Consider the following 16,432-nt stretch of genomic DNA (forward strand, 5'->3'; position numbering starts at 1 on the left):
ATTTGCCGCCTAGTGGTGATAACCGCCGGATTCTTTTTGTGTGGACGGTGAAGACACCGGGTGGTTTTTGAAATAATCCACGCTGCGCTTCAGGTCCGCGATCAGCAGCGAAGCCATATCCCTGCTGAAGCCATGGCGTACCAGCACGCGTTGTATCACGATCTTGTTCAGGTTTGCAGGCAGCGGATATGCGGGTACCTGCCATCCGCGCATACGCAGGCGGTCCGCCAGGTCGTACAGCGTAAAGCCGGGGTTTACACCTTCCCTGATGCGCCAGCTGGCGCCGGGCAGGCCGCCTTTTCCGTCATAGAACAACTCGAATATTTCCATTTTCCTGATCTCGTCCGCAATGTATTGGGCATGGCCCAGGCAGGCTTCCATCACCTTTTTGTAGCCTTCGCGGCCGAGGCGCAGGAAGTTGTAATACTGGGTGATGATCTGGCCGCCGGGGCGGGAGAAGTTGAGGGCAAACGTGGGCATGTTGCCGCCGAGATAATCCACCTGGAACACAAGTTCTTCCGGAAGGTCTTCCGCGTCGCGCCAGATCACCCAGCCCACGCCTAAAGGAGACAGGCCGTATTTGTGACCGGACGCGTTGATGGACTTAACACGCGGCAAACGGAAATCCCATACCAGGTCCGGCTGTATAAAGGGCGCGATAAACGCGCCGCTGGCGGCATCCACATGTATACCAATGTCCCAGCCTTTTTCTTTGTTGAGTTTATCCAGCGCTTCGCTGATGGCTTTTACATTTTCAAAAAGACAGGTGAAGGTAATGCCCAGTGTAGGCACCACACCGATCGTATTTTCATCACAGGCCGCAATCACATCGTCGGCCGAGAGGGTGAGTTTGTCTGCTGTAACCGGTATCTGGCGCAGTTCCACATCAAAATAACGGGCAAATTTATGCCAGCATATCTGTACGGCGCCGCAGATGAGATTGGGTTTGCTGGTGTCCTGCCCGGCTTTCTGGCGGCGTTTGCGCCATTGCCATTTCAATGCAAGACCGCCCAGCATAGCGGCTTCGGAGGATCCTGTGGTGGAGCAGCCGATGGTATTGGCGGCATCGGGTGAGTTCCAGAGATCGGCAAGCATATGCACGCAGCGTCTTTCTACTTCAGCCGTCTGGGGGTATTCATCCTTGTCGATCATGTTTTTGTCGATCGTAAGGTCCATGATCTGGTGCACTTCCGGCTCCACCCATGTCTGGCAGAAAGTAGCCAGGTTCTGGCGGGCGTTACCATCCAGCAGCATTTCGTCTGATACGATGGCATACGCATGCCGTGGGTCGGTTTCCGCTTTTGGAAATTGGTACTTTGGAGCAGATACAGTCAGGTCTGAGGAAGCATATACCGCTTCTTTAAAAAATCCCCGCACCGTGTTTTTGTCATGTAAGGGCATAAACAAATATTTAGGATGGTTAAATACACAGTTTCTTTAAGCATGGCGGTGCTGCGATCTTTTATGTTATGCATTTGCGGCGCCTTTTCATGATCCGGGAAAAGGCTTAACCGCAGATGTCTGGAGTCGTTGTAAATGCCCTGCTGTGCCCCTGGTATGCATGGCCATTCCGCATACCGTTCAGGCACGACAATGCAGGTTTCATTCACATGAAATCAGTTAAAGGAATGCTGATTGTTGCTTAGAAAGGGTTATTATGATTGATTAACAGGTTTCTGTGGTTTTTGTTCAACCTGCATATTTTTCCCGGTACTCTTTAGGGGAGAGGCCTACTATTTTCCGGAAGAGCTGGCGGAAAGCTTTTGCGTCTTCATAACCGGTCTGCATCATAACGCCGGTGATGTTTTCCTGTTTTTGTTCGAGCATTCTTTTGGCGGCTTCTATGCGTATCCGCTGTAGATATTCGATAGGGGTAACGCCGGTGGCGATCTTGAACCTGCGGATAAAATTACGGCGGCTGACGGGCAGGCCGCGTATCACTTCTTCCACCGTCAGGCGGTCGCGGAAGCGGTCTTCCATCCTTTGCTGCGCTTCGCATACCAGCTCGTCCTGGTGCTCGCGGGAGGGGGACCAGTTGGCAAAATAGGACTGCTGTGCGCGGTCCATGTCTATCGCGAAGGTTTTAGCGGTATGGATCGCCGTTTTCCGGTTGCAGTATTTTTCCAGGATGTGTAATAACAGGTGAAAGGTGGACGTAGCGCCCCCGCTGGTATAAATGCCATTGTCGTCCGTCACGACCACATCGGGGTCCACGATGACGTCCGGGTAGGCGCGGGCCAGCTCTTTAACAGCCGTAACATGGGAAGTGGCCCTTTTATTCCGCAGCAGCCCTGTGGCCGCCAGTAAAAAAGCGCCTGTGCAGCAGCTGGCCACTTCGGCCCCTTTGTCCGCCTGCTGGCGGATCCAGGAGATAAAACCGGCGTTTTCGCGCACATACGCGGAAATGTCCCCGCTCATAAAAGCGGGTATCACCACCAGGTCCGACTGCGCTACTTCCCCCATGGGCACGGGTACATACGTTTCGTGGAAAGAAGGGGCCTGGTCGCGGCTTTCCAGGGCTACCAGCCTGATCTCAAAGAAGGGGAGGCCGGTCTGTTCCTGGTAATAAATATTCACGGTCTGAAAAACGTCCAGGATGGCTGCAATGCTGATAGGACGGTAATGCTGGCTGAGGATTACAGAAAGCTTTTTCATAATTAGGCGAAATGGCTCTTCAAGATACTAAAAATTTTGGCATAAATGACCCGGTAAATTGACCCTTCCGCCCTCATGGTTATCTTGTATCCCTTTGTAAATTAGCAGTAAATACCACCAGATATGGATAAAAAACCCGGCACCCTCATTGGCTTGGACCTGACGGTGAACGATGCGGAAACTGTAAGCCAGTTTTATCACAAAGTGATAGGCTGGGAAATAGGCGCACAAAAAATGGGCGATTATGAAGATTATTTCATGAAAAACCCAGATACCGGCGATATCATAGCCGGAATATGCCATGCACGCGGTGGCAATAAAGACCTTCCGCCCGTTTGGCTCGCGTATATCCAGGTAGCGGACCTGGACGCAAGCCTGGCCCAGGTTGAAAAGCTGGGCGGCAAGATCATGAGCGAAAAAAAGAAAGCCGGAGAGATGGGAAGTTATGTGCTGGTGCAGGACCCTGCAGGGGCTTTTTTTATGTTATGGGGATAGAACCGCCGTACTATAATCTGTAAACAGGGCCGTGGATTCCGCGGCCCTGTTCTATTTAGCGGGTGTATCAGCGCGATGCGCAATGAAGGATATCTCCCGTCATCATAGCCGGTACAATTATATCGCCTTTGGCATCCAGCGTAAAGTCCGCCGGCCCCGCGATCTTCTCTTTATTCAGTACGGCGCTGCTGCCGTCGCTCAGCTTCACTTTAATGATCTCCCCGCTTTTTTCAAACGCCACCCAGTCGGACACCAGCAGGTATCCATCCAGCAGCGCGATGCCGTCATACCGGCCCGGGCGGCCGCTCACACGCGTAAAGGCGGGATTGGGTTCTTTCAGGCTGATGTAGCCGATCTCCCCGTCGGACTTTTCCATGGAGCCGAAAGTGCAGATATACAGGCGGCCGGAGGAGTTGTCTACAAACAAACCGTTCAGCCCCTGCAGCTTGCCGGTTACCGGCACGGCTTCTATGGCGGACTGCTGCGAAAGCCGGATCCGGAAAAGTTTGTTGATGTCCATCGCGGAAACATACAGCGTGTTGTTATCCTGTACGGCAAGATCGTTCAGGAAGGAAGTGTTCTCCGCTGTAAAATCGATGTTATACAGTTCCTTCCCGGTAGCCAGGTCGTAACCTTTCACCCGGTCGATGTCCGTTACAAAAAGGATCTTGCCGGCGATCACGGCGCCTTTGGGAGCGTGCAGGCCTTCGGCGAAACGTTCCGCTTTATTGCCGCTGAGGTCCGTACGCCAGATGATGCCATTGGTGTCTTTGGCGGTAGGGTTGCCTCCTTTGCCTACGTCCGCGATGTAAAGGTATTTGCCGTCTGTGGCGATGCTTTCGGGGTTGGAAAGGAATGTGCTGCTGTTCATCTTATGCTGCGCGAGGGCAGGCGTGGCCAGTAGTAATAATGCCAATAGCGTTCTCATTGTTTTTAATTTTCAACAAAGCTATGGCCGCATGGGCAAAGGGCTATAACAGATTCCGCTCAAAAAGTAGCAATTTTAGCCCGCTGCGCATTTTTGGGTGTGGCGCCATATTTCCCTTTATAACATTTGATGAAATAAGACACGTTTTCAAACCCGCATGCATCGGCGATTTCATTGATGTTCATGTCTGTCGTCCGCAACAGTTGGTCCGCATGTTTAAGTCTTTCGTCGTTGATCCATTTTTTGGGAGCGGCATTAAAGAGGCGGGCAAATTCGCGTTTGAACCCGGAGAGGCTAAGGCCGCAGATCTTTGCGTAATCTTCCAGGCTGAGGGGTTTCAGCAGGTTCGATTGGATCGTGAGCGTAATGGCGGCGGCGCTGGTGTCGAACAATTGGTGGAGGAATGACAGCAGCTGTGGCCGGTATGGGCTGGCGAGCATGAGCAGGAACAGTTCCTCCAGTTTCAGCTCCAGCAGCGGCGACGTATGTTCGTTCGGGTGATGCATGTAATCCAGGATGGTATCGCGTACGCTGAGGATGTTCAGGCTGCACTGCACTACCAGCGGTTCGTTCTTCCGGGCTTTGCGTACTTCTTCCACGGCGCCGTGGCGGTTGAGGAAGGCGCGCATAAAACTATCGTCCATGGCCAGCATGAGCGCCTGGAAATCTTCCTGGTCCGTCATATAGGCGCTCATAAAATACACGCCGCGTTTCAGCAGCACGAGGTCACCTGTTTTGGCGTCGATGACCTCTTCACCGAAATGGAAACGTTTGATGCCTTTGATGACAAATACGAGGCAGGTGTCTGTAAGGAAACCTTCATTGCGGCCGGGCTCTTCGGCGAGCCTGAACCAGGCGAGCACCGATTTACCGGTGTATGCCATTTTAACGCCCGGATCATAAGCCATGGCTTCGGGGAAGCGTAATAACATGGTGCTGGATTTTCTGTTTTCAAAGATAGGGCTTCCAGCGATGTGTTGTTTTTCTATGACCGGAACCCGCCACTGTCGGGCAGTTGCTGGTGTGTGGTACTTTTTTAACTCCTGATCAAGTCCGTCTCATCTCCGCGTCATCTCCGCCTATCCTCCGGCTGTCCTATATCTTTCCTATAACCACCCTGTAAGCACCCTGCTGTTAATATAGTGTAATACGGTTTCGCTGGTCCGCCATGGGAGCGGGTTTTCAATTTCGCCGAAATTGTCATACCGCACATTTTTAATCAAAAAAGGCCGGTCTTTTCAGATCGGCCTTTTCATTTATGTTTCCGGTGGTTTGGTAAATTCATGCCCGCAATATGCGCAATGCGTCAACCCCGCCTGTTTCCCGCTTTTCGCCCCGCAGGCCGGGCAATTCCGGTTCGGAGGCGGTGGTGATTGGCCGGAAGGCGGTTCCAGCTTTAGCTTATCAATGATATCCAGCGGTTTGCTGTTTTCTTCTGTCATACCGTACATTTTCTATTGTTTCTTAAATTCTGCTGTGCTTATATAATCTGCTTATGGGAACTGCCGCTTGAATTAACAGATATAAATATAATAAAAACACTTAAAATGAAAACATTCATGGATGAGCGGTAATTCATCTATCGGACCCGTAAAAAAAGATTTTAATCCGTACATTTATAACCCATGCCAAGAGGCTGAAATGGATTTCATGCTGAAAAAGACATTGCTATACCTGCTGCTGGTTTTTGCGACCCGCGCTGAAGCCCAAAACTGCACCGCTCTCGGACAAAACCCGTCCACCGCATTCCCCGTTTGCGGTGACCAGAAATTTATTCAGCATTCCGTTCCCATCTGCGGCAACCGCGTTATTCCAGGGCCTACCTGTAATACTTTCGGAGACGGGCCTCACAACGATAAAAATCCTTACTGGTATAAATTCACCTGTTACAAAGCCGGCACACTGGGCTTCCAGATCACACCGCTTACACTCGCGGAAGATTATGACTGGCAATTGTTTGACATCACGGGCAAAAACCCGGATAACGTGTATACGGACAGGAGCATGTACGTAGCCATGAACTGGACCGCTGAATTCGGCGTTACCGGTGCTTCTTCCGCGGGCACCAGCCTGGATGTATGCGGCGGCCCGCGCCAGCCTTTGTTCAGCAAAATGCCGGAACTGATCGTGGGGCATGAATACCTGCTGCTGATCAGCCACTTCAGTAATTCGCAGAGCGGGTATGAGCTGTCTTTCGGTGGCGGTACCGCCGAGATCATCGATCCGGTATTACCGGAGATCACTTCCCTGAAATACGATTGCGCGTCTTATTCCATCGGTATCAAACTGAGTAAAAAAGTATTGTGCAGCAGCCTTGCCGTGGACGGCAGCGATTTTGTCCTTTCCGCCGGCGCGCCCGCTATTCTTTCAGCAAGGGGCGTCACCTGCAGCAATGGTTTCGACCTGGATTCCGTCACGTTATTCCTGGCCGGCCCCCCCGCGCCCGGCACACATGTGGTGACCGTGCGCAACGGCAGCGATGCCAATACTTTGCTCAACGTATGTAATAAACAAATGCTGGCCGGAGGGAACATGGGTTTCTCCGTGCCGGTATATCCCGCCCCGCGCATGGCCACTCTGAAGGCATTGCCCTGTGGTCCGGACGAAGTGGTGCTTGAATTCCCGGACCCCATCCGTTGCAGCTCCGTAGCCGCGGACGGCAGCGATTTTACGATCACCGGCCCCGCCGGCGTCACGATCGTATCCGCCACTACTGTCTGTGCCGCAAATGATCTTACCAATACCGTCACACTGAAACTAAGCGGTCACATCATCACCGCGGGAAATTATACCCTGAGCCTGACGGGCAGCGTGCTGAGCGAATGCCACATTCCCAGCCTGCCGGGCGGCCAGGCCGTATTTAGTATTCCCCCGCAACCGCCTGTATTGCTGCGCGGTATTCCCTTGCAGGGATGCGAGCCAGTGGCGGTAAAGATCGGGCTGAGCATACCGGTGCGTTGCAGCTCCATTGCGGCGGACGGCAGCGATTTCACGATCAGGGGAGCGAGGCCGGTGACCATCTCAGGCGCTACCGGCATCTGTAATGCGGCCGGCCTGGCGGATTCGGTGGAGCTGCGGTTTAATGCGCCGGTACAGACGGGAGGGAGGTACGAAGTACTCACCGCTTTGGGAACAGACGGCAATACTTTACTGAGCGAATGCTGGCAGCCCGCCGCTATAGGGCAGATCACCGCTTTTAATGCGGCGGATACCGTCAATGCGGATTTTACTTTTGATCTCGCTTTTAACTGTAAACTGACCACCGCCAGTTTCCACCATCATGGCCGCAACAACGTCAATACCTGGAGCTGGCTGATGGATGGGGCAGATCCTTTTAACATACAGCATCCCGTAAAAATATACGACAGTTTTGGCGCCAAAGCCGTCACCCTCGTAGTGAGCAATGGTGTATGTTCCGCCCGGAAAGACACCACTATCACCATCACCAGCGAGCTGTCGGCGGACTTCAGCGTGGACTATGGCCCGTATTGCCCGCTGGAGGCGGTACATCCCGTGGATCACAGCACGGGCAATATCGTCCGCTGGACCTGGGATTATGGGAACAACGCCGTCGCGTCCGGCAAGGAGGCCGTGCCCATGCGTTATTTCCCGCAGTTCCGCGACCAGGATTATACCATCCGCCTGATCGTGGAGAATGACAAGAATTGCCGCGATACCGCGGAACATAAGATCAAAGCGGCACGCAGCTGTTACGTGGAGATACCTTCTGCTTTTTCGCCGAACAACGACGGCGTCAACGATTATTTCTACCCCATCAACGCCTATAAAGTAACAAACCTCCGCCTGGCGGTGTACACCCGCTCCGGCCAGCTCATATTCGAAACGTACAACTGGCAGAAACGCTGGGACGGCAAGATCAACGGCTCTCCCGCCGATGTAGGCACCTATGCCTGGATGCTGGAATACACGGACCAGCTGGGTGAAAAAGTACAGAAAAAAGGAACGGTCGTACTGGTGAGGTAATTATAGGTATTAAAGCATTGAACGATGATAATAGATGTTAATAAACAAGACCTAAGTGCGCTTTACGATAAGGCGAAAGAAAAATACAAAGAATGTATTAATAATAAGGAGAATGAGTTTTTGCAGAAAGAGGTTGGTGCCTCCCTGAAGTCTGTTATGTCAAAAGAGAAAAGTATAAAAATTGTTTTTTCTCCGGAATTTACCGGGAAGTATCTGGTTGAGATATGCCTGGCACTATCAGATAAAGATGATAGCCTCCTCGGGGAGTACATGTATGTTGAGAATGAAAAGGGCGATATTATTGATGATAGTTTAGTTTTTTGGTAGTGATACTGATAACATATTCGTTTAGATGCCTTTGGCGGTACGGTCTTTCACCGTTTCCAGCAGGCGGTCTAAATAATTACGGTCCATCCATTTCCCTTTGCTCACTACGCCATAGATCTTTTGTGTATTGGAAATGTCGGTCAGGGGGTTGGCATCCAGCAGGAGTATATCCGCTTTGTTGCCGGCTTTTAACGCGCCGTATCCTTCCTGGTGAAGGAATTTCGGGGCGTTGATCACAGATGCCCGCAGCGCCTGCAACGGCGTGAGGCCATGTTTCACCATCAGCGCCAGTTCTTCATGGAGGCCGATGCCGGGATAGGTAAAGGAATTAAGATACCCCGCGTCTGTGCCCGCCAGTATCATCACGCCCGCTTTTTGCAGATCGGGCAGTACAGCCGCGGACTTTTCATACGAGGCTTTTCTGAATGCGATCGCTTCCGCATCATGTTTCTTCACATTATTCACTCTGCCGGTATAGGTGCCTTGTATGCCTTTGCCGATGTATTGCAGGTAAGGATCGTTCTGATGATCGTCCTGGTCAAAATAAGCGAGGATATGACCGAGGCTGAGCGTGGGCGTTACGGCCGTGCCTTTTTTTGCCATGTAGCTGAACATCTTGTGGGCGGAAGCGGGGTCGTACGTTTCCATCACTTTGACGGTGAGGTCGCGTCCTTTCAGCGTCCCGGCCTTCACCTGCGCGGATATTTCAGTTTCTTCCCTGGAGCCTGCTTTCAGCAGGTAAGTAATATGTTCGATGGACGAGATGCCCGCATCCACGATCTCTTTCATGGGAATGGCGTAGGGCACATGGCCGGAGATCACCCAGCCTCTTTTGCGCGCTTCGCGGATGCTTTCCAGGTAAAGGTCCGGCTGAAGGGTATTGTCGGTGATCTTGATGAAATCCACGTTCAGGCCTTTCAGGGAATCGAGCGCGTGATGCAGTTCTTCTTTGGTGCCTATTTCAATATCCCCTTTCCAAACGGATTTGTAGCCTTCCAGTTTGGGGCCGGAGGTAAAGATATTGGGGCCTTCCAGTTGGCCGTTGCGGATGGAGTCGCGCCACTGAAGCACGTAGTGGCTGATGTCCGCCGCGCAGTCGCGCACGGAAGTGATGCCGTATGCGAGGAAGAGGGGGAGGAAGTTCTTGTTCTCATGCGCCAGCGTGTCACCGCCGCCAAAGTGCATATGCGCGTCCCAGAGGCCGGGCATGGCGATCTTCCCTTTTGCGTCCACGGTTTGCGGAGCGTCGTACTTTGATAACTGGCGCTGGTCAAAAACGGCGATCACTTTATCATCCTTTACCGCAATGGCTTTGCCGGTAATAAGTTTGCCGGTTGCCACATCAAGGATAGATGCGGAATGAATGATAAGATCGGCCCTGGTCTGCTGTGCGGAGGAAATGATGCCCGGGGCCAGGGCAAACAATAAGAGTAGCACTTTTTTCATCGCGTGAAGGTAAGCGATGCACCCGCCCGGGAATGGTACTTTTTGTAACTATCCGGGTGTTTTTGGTAAAAGGGTAGGGATAACAGGCGGGAAAAGTTAATTTCACGCGGTTAAAATTGAATACAGGTATGATGAAGCGAATTTTCGGCGTGATGATGTGCGCCGCTATAGGCCTTTCCGCGCAGGCACAAAGGATGAATATTATCCCGAAACCGATGGAGATAATAGAAAAGACCGGGGAGTTTGTAATAAAACCATCCACGGTAGTGTATGCGGATGCAGCGTTCCGTGAAGTGGCGGGTTTGTTTTCCGAAGAGACCGGCATCCCTGTTTCCGCCAAGTCCAGGCAGCATAATGCTATTGCGATTGTGAAAGCCATGAAAGGCGGCATTCTTGATTCAAATACCTACGCGCTGAGCATCCATGAAAATTATATCGAAATACAGGCATCCGGCAGGGCGGGAGCTTTGTACGGCATGCAGACGCTGCGGCAGCTGATGGCCACGCAGCCTGACGGGAATAAGATCCCCGCGGTCACGATCGTGGACCGTCCGCGTTTTGCGTACCGGGGCATGCACCTGGACGTATCCCGGAACTTTTTTCCCCTGAGTTTCGTCAAAAAGTTCATCGACCTGATGGCTTTGTACAAAATGAATACCTTTCACTGGCACCTGACGGATGGCGCGGGCTGGCGGCTGGAGATCAAAAAGTATCCCGCCCTCACGCAGCAGGCCGCATGGCGCACGCATGGCGCCTGGACGGACTGGCAGGCCAACGGCCGCCGTTATCTCCAGGAAGGCAGCCCCAACGCCTATGGAGGATATTACACGCAGCAGGAAGCCAAAGATATTGTAGCCTACGCCGCACGCCGCGGCATCACCGTGATCCCCGAGATCGAAATGCCCGGCCACTCGGAAGAAGTACTGGCTGTATACCCGCATTTGTCCTGCTCGGGCCTGCCCTATAAAAACTCGGAATTCTGCCTGGGGAACGACAGCACCTTCACTTTCCTCGAAGACGTGCTGGACGAAGTACGCGAAATATTCCCTTCAACATACATCCACATCGGCGGCGATGAAGCGGATAAAAAAGCCTGGAAGACCTGTCCTAAATGCCAGCAGCGCATCCGGACGGAAAAACTGAAGGACGAAGAAGAACTGCAAAGTTATGCCGTGCGACGTATGGAGCGTTACCTGGTGGGCCACGGCCGCAAGCTGCTGGGCTGGGACGAGATACTGGAAGGCGGCCTCGCGCCTGAAGCCACGGTGATGAGCTGGAGAGGCGAAAAAGGAGGCATCACCGCCGCTACCGAAGGCCACGACGTGATCATGACGCCCGGCGGGTATGTTTATTTCGACAGCTACCAGGCGGACCCCGCCACCGAACCGCAAGCTATCGGCGGTTTCCTGCCCCTGTCCAAAGTATATTCCTACGAGCCCGTACCGGCGGAGCTGGATGCAACCAAAGCCAAACATGTACTGGGCGCGCAAGCCAATCTCTGGACGGAATACATGCCCACTACCTACCAGGTGGAATACATGACCTTCCCGAGGATGCTGGCGCTGGCCGAAGTAGTATGGTCACCAAAGGAAAGCAGGAACTGGGATGATTTTAAAGTACGCCTGCAACAACATTACCGCCTGCTGCAAAAAAACAGGTGAACTATTACCGACCTTCTTACCAGTTGCAGATCAAAACAAAAATAGACCAGCAAAAACAGATCACCACCGTGAGCTTCGACAGCGAACAATACCAGCCGGTGATCCGCTATACGCTGGACGGAACCACGCCCTCCATGACTTCCACGCTTTACAGCGGCCCTTTCGAAATCAAAGGCTCCGCAAAAGTACAGGCCGCCATCTTCCGTGATACTTTGCTGATGGGCCGCCCCGCCAGCCTGCCCGTGGATTATCATAAAGCGATCGGTAAAAAAGTGACCTACAACGAACCCTACAACAAAGGATACCAGGCACAGAAAGACAGTACGCTCACGAATGGTTACCGTGGCTCTCTTACCTACGGAGACGGCCAGTGGCAGGGCTTCCTGAACAAAGGCCTGGACGTTACCATCGACCTGGAGAACGTTACGGCGCTCAGCAGCCTGTCCGTCGGTTTTATGCAGCTCACAGGCCCCGGCGTGTACATGCCGCCTTATGTGGAAGTGTCGCTTTCCGTTGATGGCAAACAATTCACCGCATTGCCGCAGTTGCAGAACGATATTTCCCCCAACCACAACAAACTCATCTTTAAAGATTTTGTATTTGACCTCAAAGGTAAAGAAGCGCGGTACATCCGTGTGAAAGCGCCTACACAGAAGGGTTTTATTTTCACGGACGAGATTATCGTATATTAGAAGTATGAAGTATCATACACTGGGACGATCTGCATTAAGGGTAAGCGAAGTGGCCTTTGGTTGTATGTCCCTCGGCATGGATGACGCGGCCAATGCAAAACTCATTCACCGCGCATTGAACGAAGGCATCAACTTTTTTGACACGGCGGACCTTTACGATAAAGGGTTCAACGAATCCTCGCTGGGCAAAGCGCTCAAAGGTAAAAGGGAAGAAGCGGTGATAGCCACGAAAGTAGGCAACCAGTGGCGGGAAGACGGCTCTGGTTGGGACTGGAACCCCAGGAAGGATTACATCATCGCCTCCGTTGAAAAGAGCCTGCAAAGGCTTCAGACCGACCGTATCGATCTTTACCAGCTGCACGGCGGTACGATAGAAGACCCCATCGATGAAACCATCGAGGCGTTTGAGTTGCTGCAGCAGCAGGGGAAGATCCTTTATTACGGCATCTCTTCCATCCGGCCGAATGTGATCCGCGAATATGCAAAACGTTCGAACATCGCCACTGTCATGATGCAGTACAGCCTGCTGGACCGGCGGCCTGAAGTATCCTGCTTCGGCGTATTGCAGCATCACGGCATAGGAGTGCTGGCGCGTGGCAGCCTGGCAAAGGGCCTGCTGGTGAACAAACCGGCTGTGCCTTACCTCGATTACAACGAAGCTGAAGTACAACACGCGAAAGAAGCCATAGAAGCCATTTCAGGGGACGAGCGCAGCCTGGCGCAGACGGCGCTGAAATATGCGCTTATGCATCCCGTGGTATCCAGCGCGGTGGTGGGTATCAGGACGATGGAGCAGCTGCTGGAACTGGCAGAAGAAGCACCGCGGCTGAACGAAATGGAGTATGAACAACTTACCGCCGCCGTGCCGGTGAAAGATTACACACAACATGTGTGACAGCCTCACGGCGCACATGATTACAGAAACAGACTTACCTGCCCATTTATAAAAAAAGGCTGACCATTTCCCGGTCAGCCTTTTTATTGCGGCAGGTATCTATTTTTTCAGTATCCCCTGGTTTTGCAGCTCATTCACCAGCGCCACGGTATAACTCTTTGAAAAGTCGTCTATGCCGTTTGGATTGACGGTGGAGGATTGCACGGAGAAAAGCAGCGCTTCCGTCTGTGCGTCGTACAGGTTGCTTTCCATGTAATAGGTTTTGTCCGTGGTATAATACCCGGGATCGTACATCATGGGGCTCCAGTAGTTGTAATATCCCCAGAAATTGCCGTACCAGCCATAGGCAGGATAAGGGCGGTAAGGCCCTGAGCCCGGTACATAGCGGGTTTCGGAGGTTTTGTCTACAAGGGCGATGGTAAAGATCGCATCACATCCCAGTTCTTTTACTTTATTGAGGATGGCCTCTTTGCCGGGAACGTTGTCGCGGGTAAAGTTCGGCGGGAATACATCCCCGCTTTTGATGGCCTTGTAACCCTTAGCCTGCGCGGCATTGGCTACGTTCGTCTCGATGGAGTTCTTGGCATTTACATTATGCACCAGGGCGGCAATAAAAATGGATTGGTAAGTTTTCTGCGGGGCTTCCGCGCTTTTCCAGAAGTTCGTAACGCGCGTGGGGGTGCTGCATGACAGGATGCATGCAATCAGCATCAGCCAGTATGTTTTTCTCATAACATTGATGGTTTAGATAAAAACTAAACAAGGGCCGGGCGTAAAAAGTTGCCATGCAGGTGTTCATTATCGGACAGTGACTGTCGCATTTCCGGACAGTTCCCAGCTGGATAGGTTTGTATATTATTGAAAATCAATACACATTCCGCTGGTATTTAATTTGACTGTTTCCGGACATGCTAACCAACTATCTGAAAATCGCCTGGAGGAACCTGTTGAAAAACAAAACCTTCTCAATAATCAATATTATTGGACTGGCCATCGGGATGGCTACGTGCATAATGATCCTGCTGTTCGTTTCGTACGAAAAGAACTTCGACGGGATGCATAAAAAAAATATCTACCGTCTTTGCGAAGTGCAGAAGCCGGAGGGACTGGTAGCACCGCAGAATGTGGCGCTCAGCATGTACCCGATGGCCACGGCACTGAAGCTGGAATACCCCGAGGTGAAGAACTTCGTGCGTATCAACGACGGGCAGGACCTGGGGCTTACATACAAAGACAAACACCTTTATCTCAAAAAAATGAACTGGGTGGATTCCACCTTCTTCCAGATATTCGATTTCCCGCTGTTGGAAGGTGACCGCAATTCCGCGCTGATGAAGCCCGGGAGCATGGTGATCACTACGGAAACGGCGAAGAAGCTGTTCGGCAATGAAAACCCGATGGGTAAAACGGTCACGCGTTACCCGGGGGATACAGTTGCTTTAACCATTACGGGTGTAATGGAGATGCCCGCCAATTCGCACCTCCAATTTGAAGCGCTGATATCCATGAGTACCGTGTACAATCCGAGATGGGAGCAGAACTGGGGCGGCAACTGGCTGGTGACCTACCTGGAGCTGGATGAAAAAGCCAATATAGCGGGGCTGGAAAGCAAGTTCCCGGCATTTTGCAGAAAATACCTCGCGGAGGAAGACAGGTGGAAAAATTATGAGCTTTTCCTTCAACCGCTCGCAGACGTTCACGCCGCGTCCAACACTATCACACATGACTATAACAACTTTCAGAAATTCGACCGCCGCTATACTTACATTTTTTCTTTTATAGCAATACTGATACTGGTGATCGCCTGTATCAACTTCGTGAACCTTTCCACCGCCCGATCTGCCGAAAGAGCCAGGGAAGTAGGTATCCGCAAGTCGATGGGTGCGCACCGCTCGCAGCTTGCCTGGCAGTTTATGGGCGAATCCGTTATGTTGTCGCTGATCGCGCTGGTGTTTGCCGTAGCCATTGTAAAGATCAGCCTGCCATGGGTGAACGATTTCGCGGGACGGCCGCTGTCGCTGCCTATTTTCAGCAACTTTATTTTACTCATTGGAATTATAACAGGGACCGTGCTGGTAGGGATCCTGGCGGGGCTTTATCCCGCCGGATACCTTTCTTCTTTCCAGCCGGTGAAAGTGTTGAAGGGTTCTGTGATGACCGGGAAAAACAAAAGCCTGCTGCGGAATGCGCTGGTAATAGGCCAGTTCACCGGCGCGGTGTTCCTCATCATCGCCACCGTGTTTGCATTAAAACAGCTAAAGTACATGCAGACGAAAGACCGTGGTTTTAATGGCGACCAGGTATTGCTGGTGCCGCTGGACAACGAAGCGAATACCAATTACGCGGCCATGAAGCAGGAGCTGCTGGGCAGCTCGCTCATCAGCGGCGTGAGCGGCTCGCAGCAGCGGCTGGGGAACAACCTGCACCAAACCTCCGTCGTTTATCACGGCGAAGGCCCGGCGAGAGAACTGGTCACTTCACAGGTGGTAGTGGATAAGGATTTTATGTCCCTGTACAAAATACCCATGGCCGCGGGCAGCAATTTTTCGAAAGAGATCACCGCGTCCAACGGCAGGGAGTACATCATCAACGAAACGCTGGCGCGTGAGCTGCTGAAGAATGAAAGAATGGGTGGTTCGCTGGAATCGCTGGTGGGCAAGATGTTCGGATTTATGGGTATGGACAGCACGGGCCGTATCGTAGGCGTGGCGCGGGACTTCAACTTTAATTCTTTGCATCACAAAATAGAAACGCTGCTGATGCTGAACCAGTCGGAGTGGGGTTTTTCGGAAATGTCCGTCCGCATCAGCGGGGGCAGGACCAAGGAGGCCGTTGCATTGGTGGAGTCTGTCTGGAAAAAACATGTTACCAAACACCCGTTCACCTACAGTTTCCTGGACGAACATTTTGCACAGATATATCGTTCGGACTCACAGGTGAGCAGTATTGTAACGATACTGGCCGTGCTGGCGATCATTGTAAGCTGCCTGGGTTTATTCGGCCTGGCGTCTTATTCGGCGGAAAGAAGAGTGAAAGAGATCGGGATCAGGAAAGTGCTGGGCGCAACGGTGGAGAACATTGTTACCATGCTTAGTAAAGACTTCGTGAAACTGGTGATCATTGCAAACCTGATCGCCTGGCCCATTGCCTTTTTCGCGGTGCGCCTCTGGCTGCAGGACTTTGCTTACCGGGTGGACATCAGCTGGTGGATATTCGCCGCGGCTGGCATTATCGCGATCTTTATTGCGCTGTTCACCGTCAGCTTCCAGGCCTTACGCGCCGCGCGCAGCAACCCTATGCAGAGCCTGAAAATAGATTAACCTTTTTTCTTTATAGCAAGCAACCATCG

Annotated in this window: 14 protein-coding genes; 7 read left to right on the top strand and 7 right to left on the bottom strand. The window is 52.2% G+C overall.

The genetic code is table 11. From position 1 onward, the window contains the following. Positions 1 to 9 precede the first annotated feature (9 nt). Positions 10 to 1,401, bottom strand: coding sequence for a glutamate decarboxylase (locus EG028_RS08450; RefSeq protein ID WP_120516335.1), 1,392 nt, complete (start codon positions 1,399 to 1,401; stop codon positions 10 to 12). Between the two features lie 288 nt (positions 1,402 to 1,689). Beyond that, a complete protein-coding gene (locus EG028_RS08455; RefSeq protein WP_120516334.1) occupies positions 1,690 to 2,655 on the bottom strand; it encodes a GlxA family transcriptional regulator in 966 nt (321 codons plus the stop codon). A 123-nt stretch (positions 2,656 to 2,778) separates the two neighbouring features. Between EG028_RS08455 and EG028_RS08460 the strand changes: the two genes are divergently transcribed. Continuing rightward, positions 2,779 to 3,150 (top strand): VOC family protein, encoded by a 372-nt coding sequence (locus EG028_RS08460; protein ID WP_120516333.1) that lies wholly within the window; start codon positions 2,779 to 2,781, stop codon positions 3,148 to 3,150. Positions 3,151 to 3,217: 67 nt separating this feature from the next. Here the strand turns inward: EG028_RS08460 and EG028_RS08465 are convergent, their stop codons facing one another. The 3 genes from EG028_RS08465 to EG028_RS08475 all read right to left on the bottom strand — a co-directional run bounded on the left by EG028_RS08465 (position 3,218) and on the right by EG028_RS08475 (position 5,520). Further along, on the bottom strand, positions 3,218 to 4,078 hold the full coding sequence (locus EG028_RS08465; RefSeq protein WP_123864603.1) for an NHL repeat-containing protein: 861 nt from the start codon (positions 4,076 to 4,078) through the stop codon (positions 3,218 to 3,220). Positions 4,079 to 4,137: 59 nt separating this feature from the next. Further along, complete coding sequence (locus EG028_RS08470; RefSeq protein WP_120516331.1) at positions 4,138 to 5,010, bottom strand: helix-turn-helix transcriptional regulator; 873 nt, start codon at positions 5,008 to 5,010, stop codon at positions 4,138 to 4,140. A 324-nt stretch (positions 5,011 to 5,334) separates the two neighbouring features. After that, positions 5,335 to 5,520 (bottom strand): hypothetical protein, encoded by a 186-nt coding sequence (locus EG028_RS08475; protein WP_120516378.1) that lies wholly within the window; start codon positions 5,518 to 5,520, stop codon positions 5,335 to 5,337. A 208-nt stretch (positions 5,521 to 5,728) separates the two neighbouring features. Between EG028_RS08475 and EG028_RS08480 the strand changes: the two genes are divergently transcribed. Both EG028_RS08480 and EG028_RS08485 read left to right on the top strand, forming a co-directional pair. Beyond that, positions 5,729 to 8,062, top strand: coding sequence for a T9SS type B sorting domain-containing protein (locus EG028_RS08480; RefSeq protein ID WP_162946428.1), 2,334 nt, complete (start codon positions 5,729 to 5,731; stop codon positions 8,060 to 8,062). A 24-nt stretch (positions 8,063 to 8,086) separates the two neighbouring features. Next, a complete protein-coding gene (locus tag EG028_RS08485) occupies positions 8,087 to 8,389 on the top strand; it encodes a hypothetical protein (protein WP_120516329.1) in 303 nt (100 codons plus the stop codon). Between the two features lie 21 nt (positions 8,390 to 8,410). Here the strand turns inward: EG028_RS08485 and EG028_RS08490 are convergent, their stop codons facing one another. Continuing rightward, on the bottom strand, positions 8,411 to 9,835 hold the full coding sequence (locus EG028_RS08490) for an amidohydrolase family protein (RefSeq protein ID WP_120516328.1): 1,425 nt from the start codon (positions 9,833 to 9,835) through the stop codon (positions 8,411 to 8,413). Positions 9,836 to 9,963: 128 nt separating this feature from the next. Between EG028_RS08490 and EG028_RS08495 the strand changes: the two genes are divergently transcribed. Genes EG028_RS08495 through EG028_RS08500 form a run of 3 tightly spaced genes read left to right on the top strand, consistent with a single transcriptional unit; the run spans position 9,964 to position 13,083 of the window. Then, entirely contained in the window at positions 9,964 to 11,496 is a 1,533-nt protein-coding gene (locus tag EG028_RS08495) for a beta-N-acetylhexosaminidase (protein WP_162946426.1), read from the top strand. Beyond that, the gene (locus tag EG028_RS27660) at positions 11,493 to 12,188 is read left to right on the top strand and encodes a chitobiase/beta-hexosaminidase C-terminal domain-containing protein (protein ID WP_162946424.1); all 696 of its coding nucleotides are present in this window, start codon (positions 11,493 to 11,495) and stop codon (positions 12,186 to 12,188) included. The genes EG028_RS08495 and EG028_RS27660 overlap by 4 nt, the downstream gene beginning before the upstream one ends. 4 nt (positions 12,189 to 12,192) lie before the next feature. Then, positions 12,193 to 13,083: an aldo/keto reductase gene (locus tag EG028_RS08500; RefSeq protein WP_120516327.1), complete on the top strand. Its 891-nt coding sequence runs from the start codon at positions 12,193 to 12,195 to the stop codon at positions 13,081 to 13,083. A gap of 99 nt (positions 13,084 to 13,182) precedes the next feature. Here EG028_RS08500 and EG028_RS08505 read toward each other — a convergent pair whose 3' ends face one another. Next, entirely contained in the window at positions 13,183 to 13,815 is a 633-nt protein-coding gene (locus tag EG028_RS08505; protein ID WP_120516326.1) for a hypothetical protein, read from the bottom strand. Between the two features lie 176 nt (positions 13,816 to 13,991). Between EG028_RS08505 and EG028_RS08510 the strand changes: the two genes are divergently transcribed. Then, on the top strand, positions 13,992 to 16,403 hold the full coding sequence (locus EG028_RS08510) for an ABC transporter permease (RefSeq protein WP_120516325.1): 2,412 nt from the start codon (positions 13,992 to 13,994) through the stop codon (positions 16,401 to 16,403). Positions 16,404 to 16,432: the final 29 nt, after the last annotated feature.

Origin of the sequence: Chitinophaga barathri, from assembly GCF_003807585.1 — a bacterium.
GTDB lineage: Bacteria > Bacteroidota > Bacteroidia > Chitinophagales > Chitinophagaceae > Chitinophaga > Chitinophaga barathri.

Excerpts from the sequence above, each read along its gene's own strand:
- EG028_RS08480 (WP_162946428.1), top strand. The coding sequence starts at position 5,729 with ATGCTGAAAAAGACATTGCTATACCTGCTGCTGGTTTTTGCGACCCGC.
- EG028_RS08495 (WP_162946426.1), top strand. The coding sequence starts at position 9,964 with ATGATGAAGCGAATTTTCGGCGTGATGATGTGCGCCGCTATAGGCCTT.
- EG028_RS08485 (WP_120516329.1), top strand. The coding sequence starts at position 8,087 with ATGATAATAGATGTTAATAAACAAGACCTAAGTGCGCTTTACGATAAG.
- EG028_RS08465 (WP_123864603.1), bottom strand. The coding sequence starts at position 4,078 with ATGAGAACGCTATTGGCATTATTACTACTGGCCACGCCTGCCCTCGCG.
- EG028_RS08470 (WP_120516331.1), bottom strand. The coding sequence starts at position 5,010 with ATGTTATTACGCTTCCCCGAAGCCATGGCTTATGATCCGGGCGTTAAA.
- EG028_RS08455 (WP_120516334.1), bottom strand. The coding sequence starts at position 2,655 with ATGAAAAAGCTTTCTGTAATCCTCAGCCAGCATTACCGTCCTATCAGC.
- EG028_RS08475 (WP_120516378.1), bottom strand. The coding sequence starts at position 5,520 with ATGACAGAAGAAAACAGCAAACCGCTGGATATCATTGATAAGCTAAAG.
- EG028_RS08500 (WP_120516327.1), top strand. The coding sequence starts at position 12,193 with ATGAAGTATCATACACTGGGACGATCTGCATTAAGGGTAAGCGAAGTG.
- EG028_RS08460 (WP_120516333.1), top strand. The coding sequence starts at position 2,779 with ATGGATAAAAAACCCGGCACCCTCATTGGCTTGGACCTGACGGTGAAC.
- EG028_RS08505 (WP_120516326.1), bottom strand. The coding sequence starts at position 13,815 with ATGAGAAAAACATACTGGCTGATGCTGATTGCATGCATCCTGTCATGC.
- EG028_RS08450 (WP_120516335.1), bottom strand. The coding sequence starts at position 1,401 with ATGCCCTTACATGACAAAAACACGGTGCGGGGATTTTTTAAAGAAGCG.
- EG028_RS08490 (WP_120516328.1), bottom strand. The coding sequence starts at position 9,835 with ATGAAAAAAGTGCTACTCTTATTGTTTGCCCTGGCCCCGGGCATCATT.
- EG028_RS08510 (WP_120516325.1), top strand. The coding sequence starts at position 13,992 with ATGCTAACCAACTATCTGAAAATCGCCTGGAGGAACCTGTTGAAAAAC.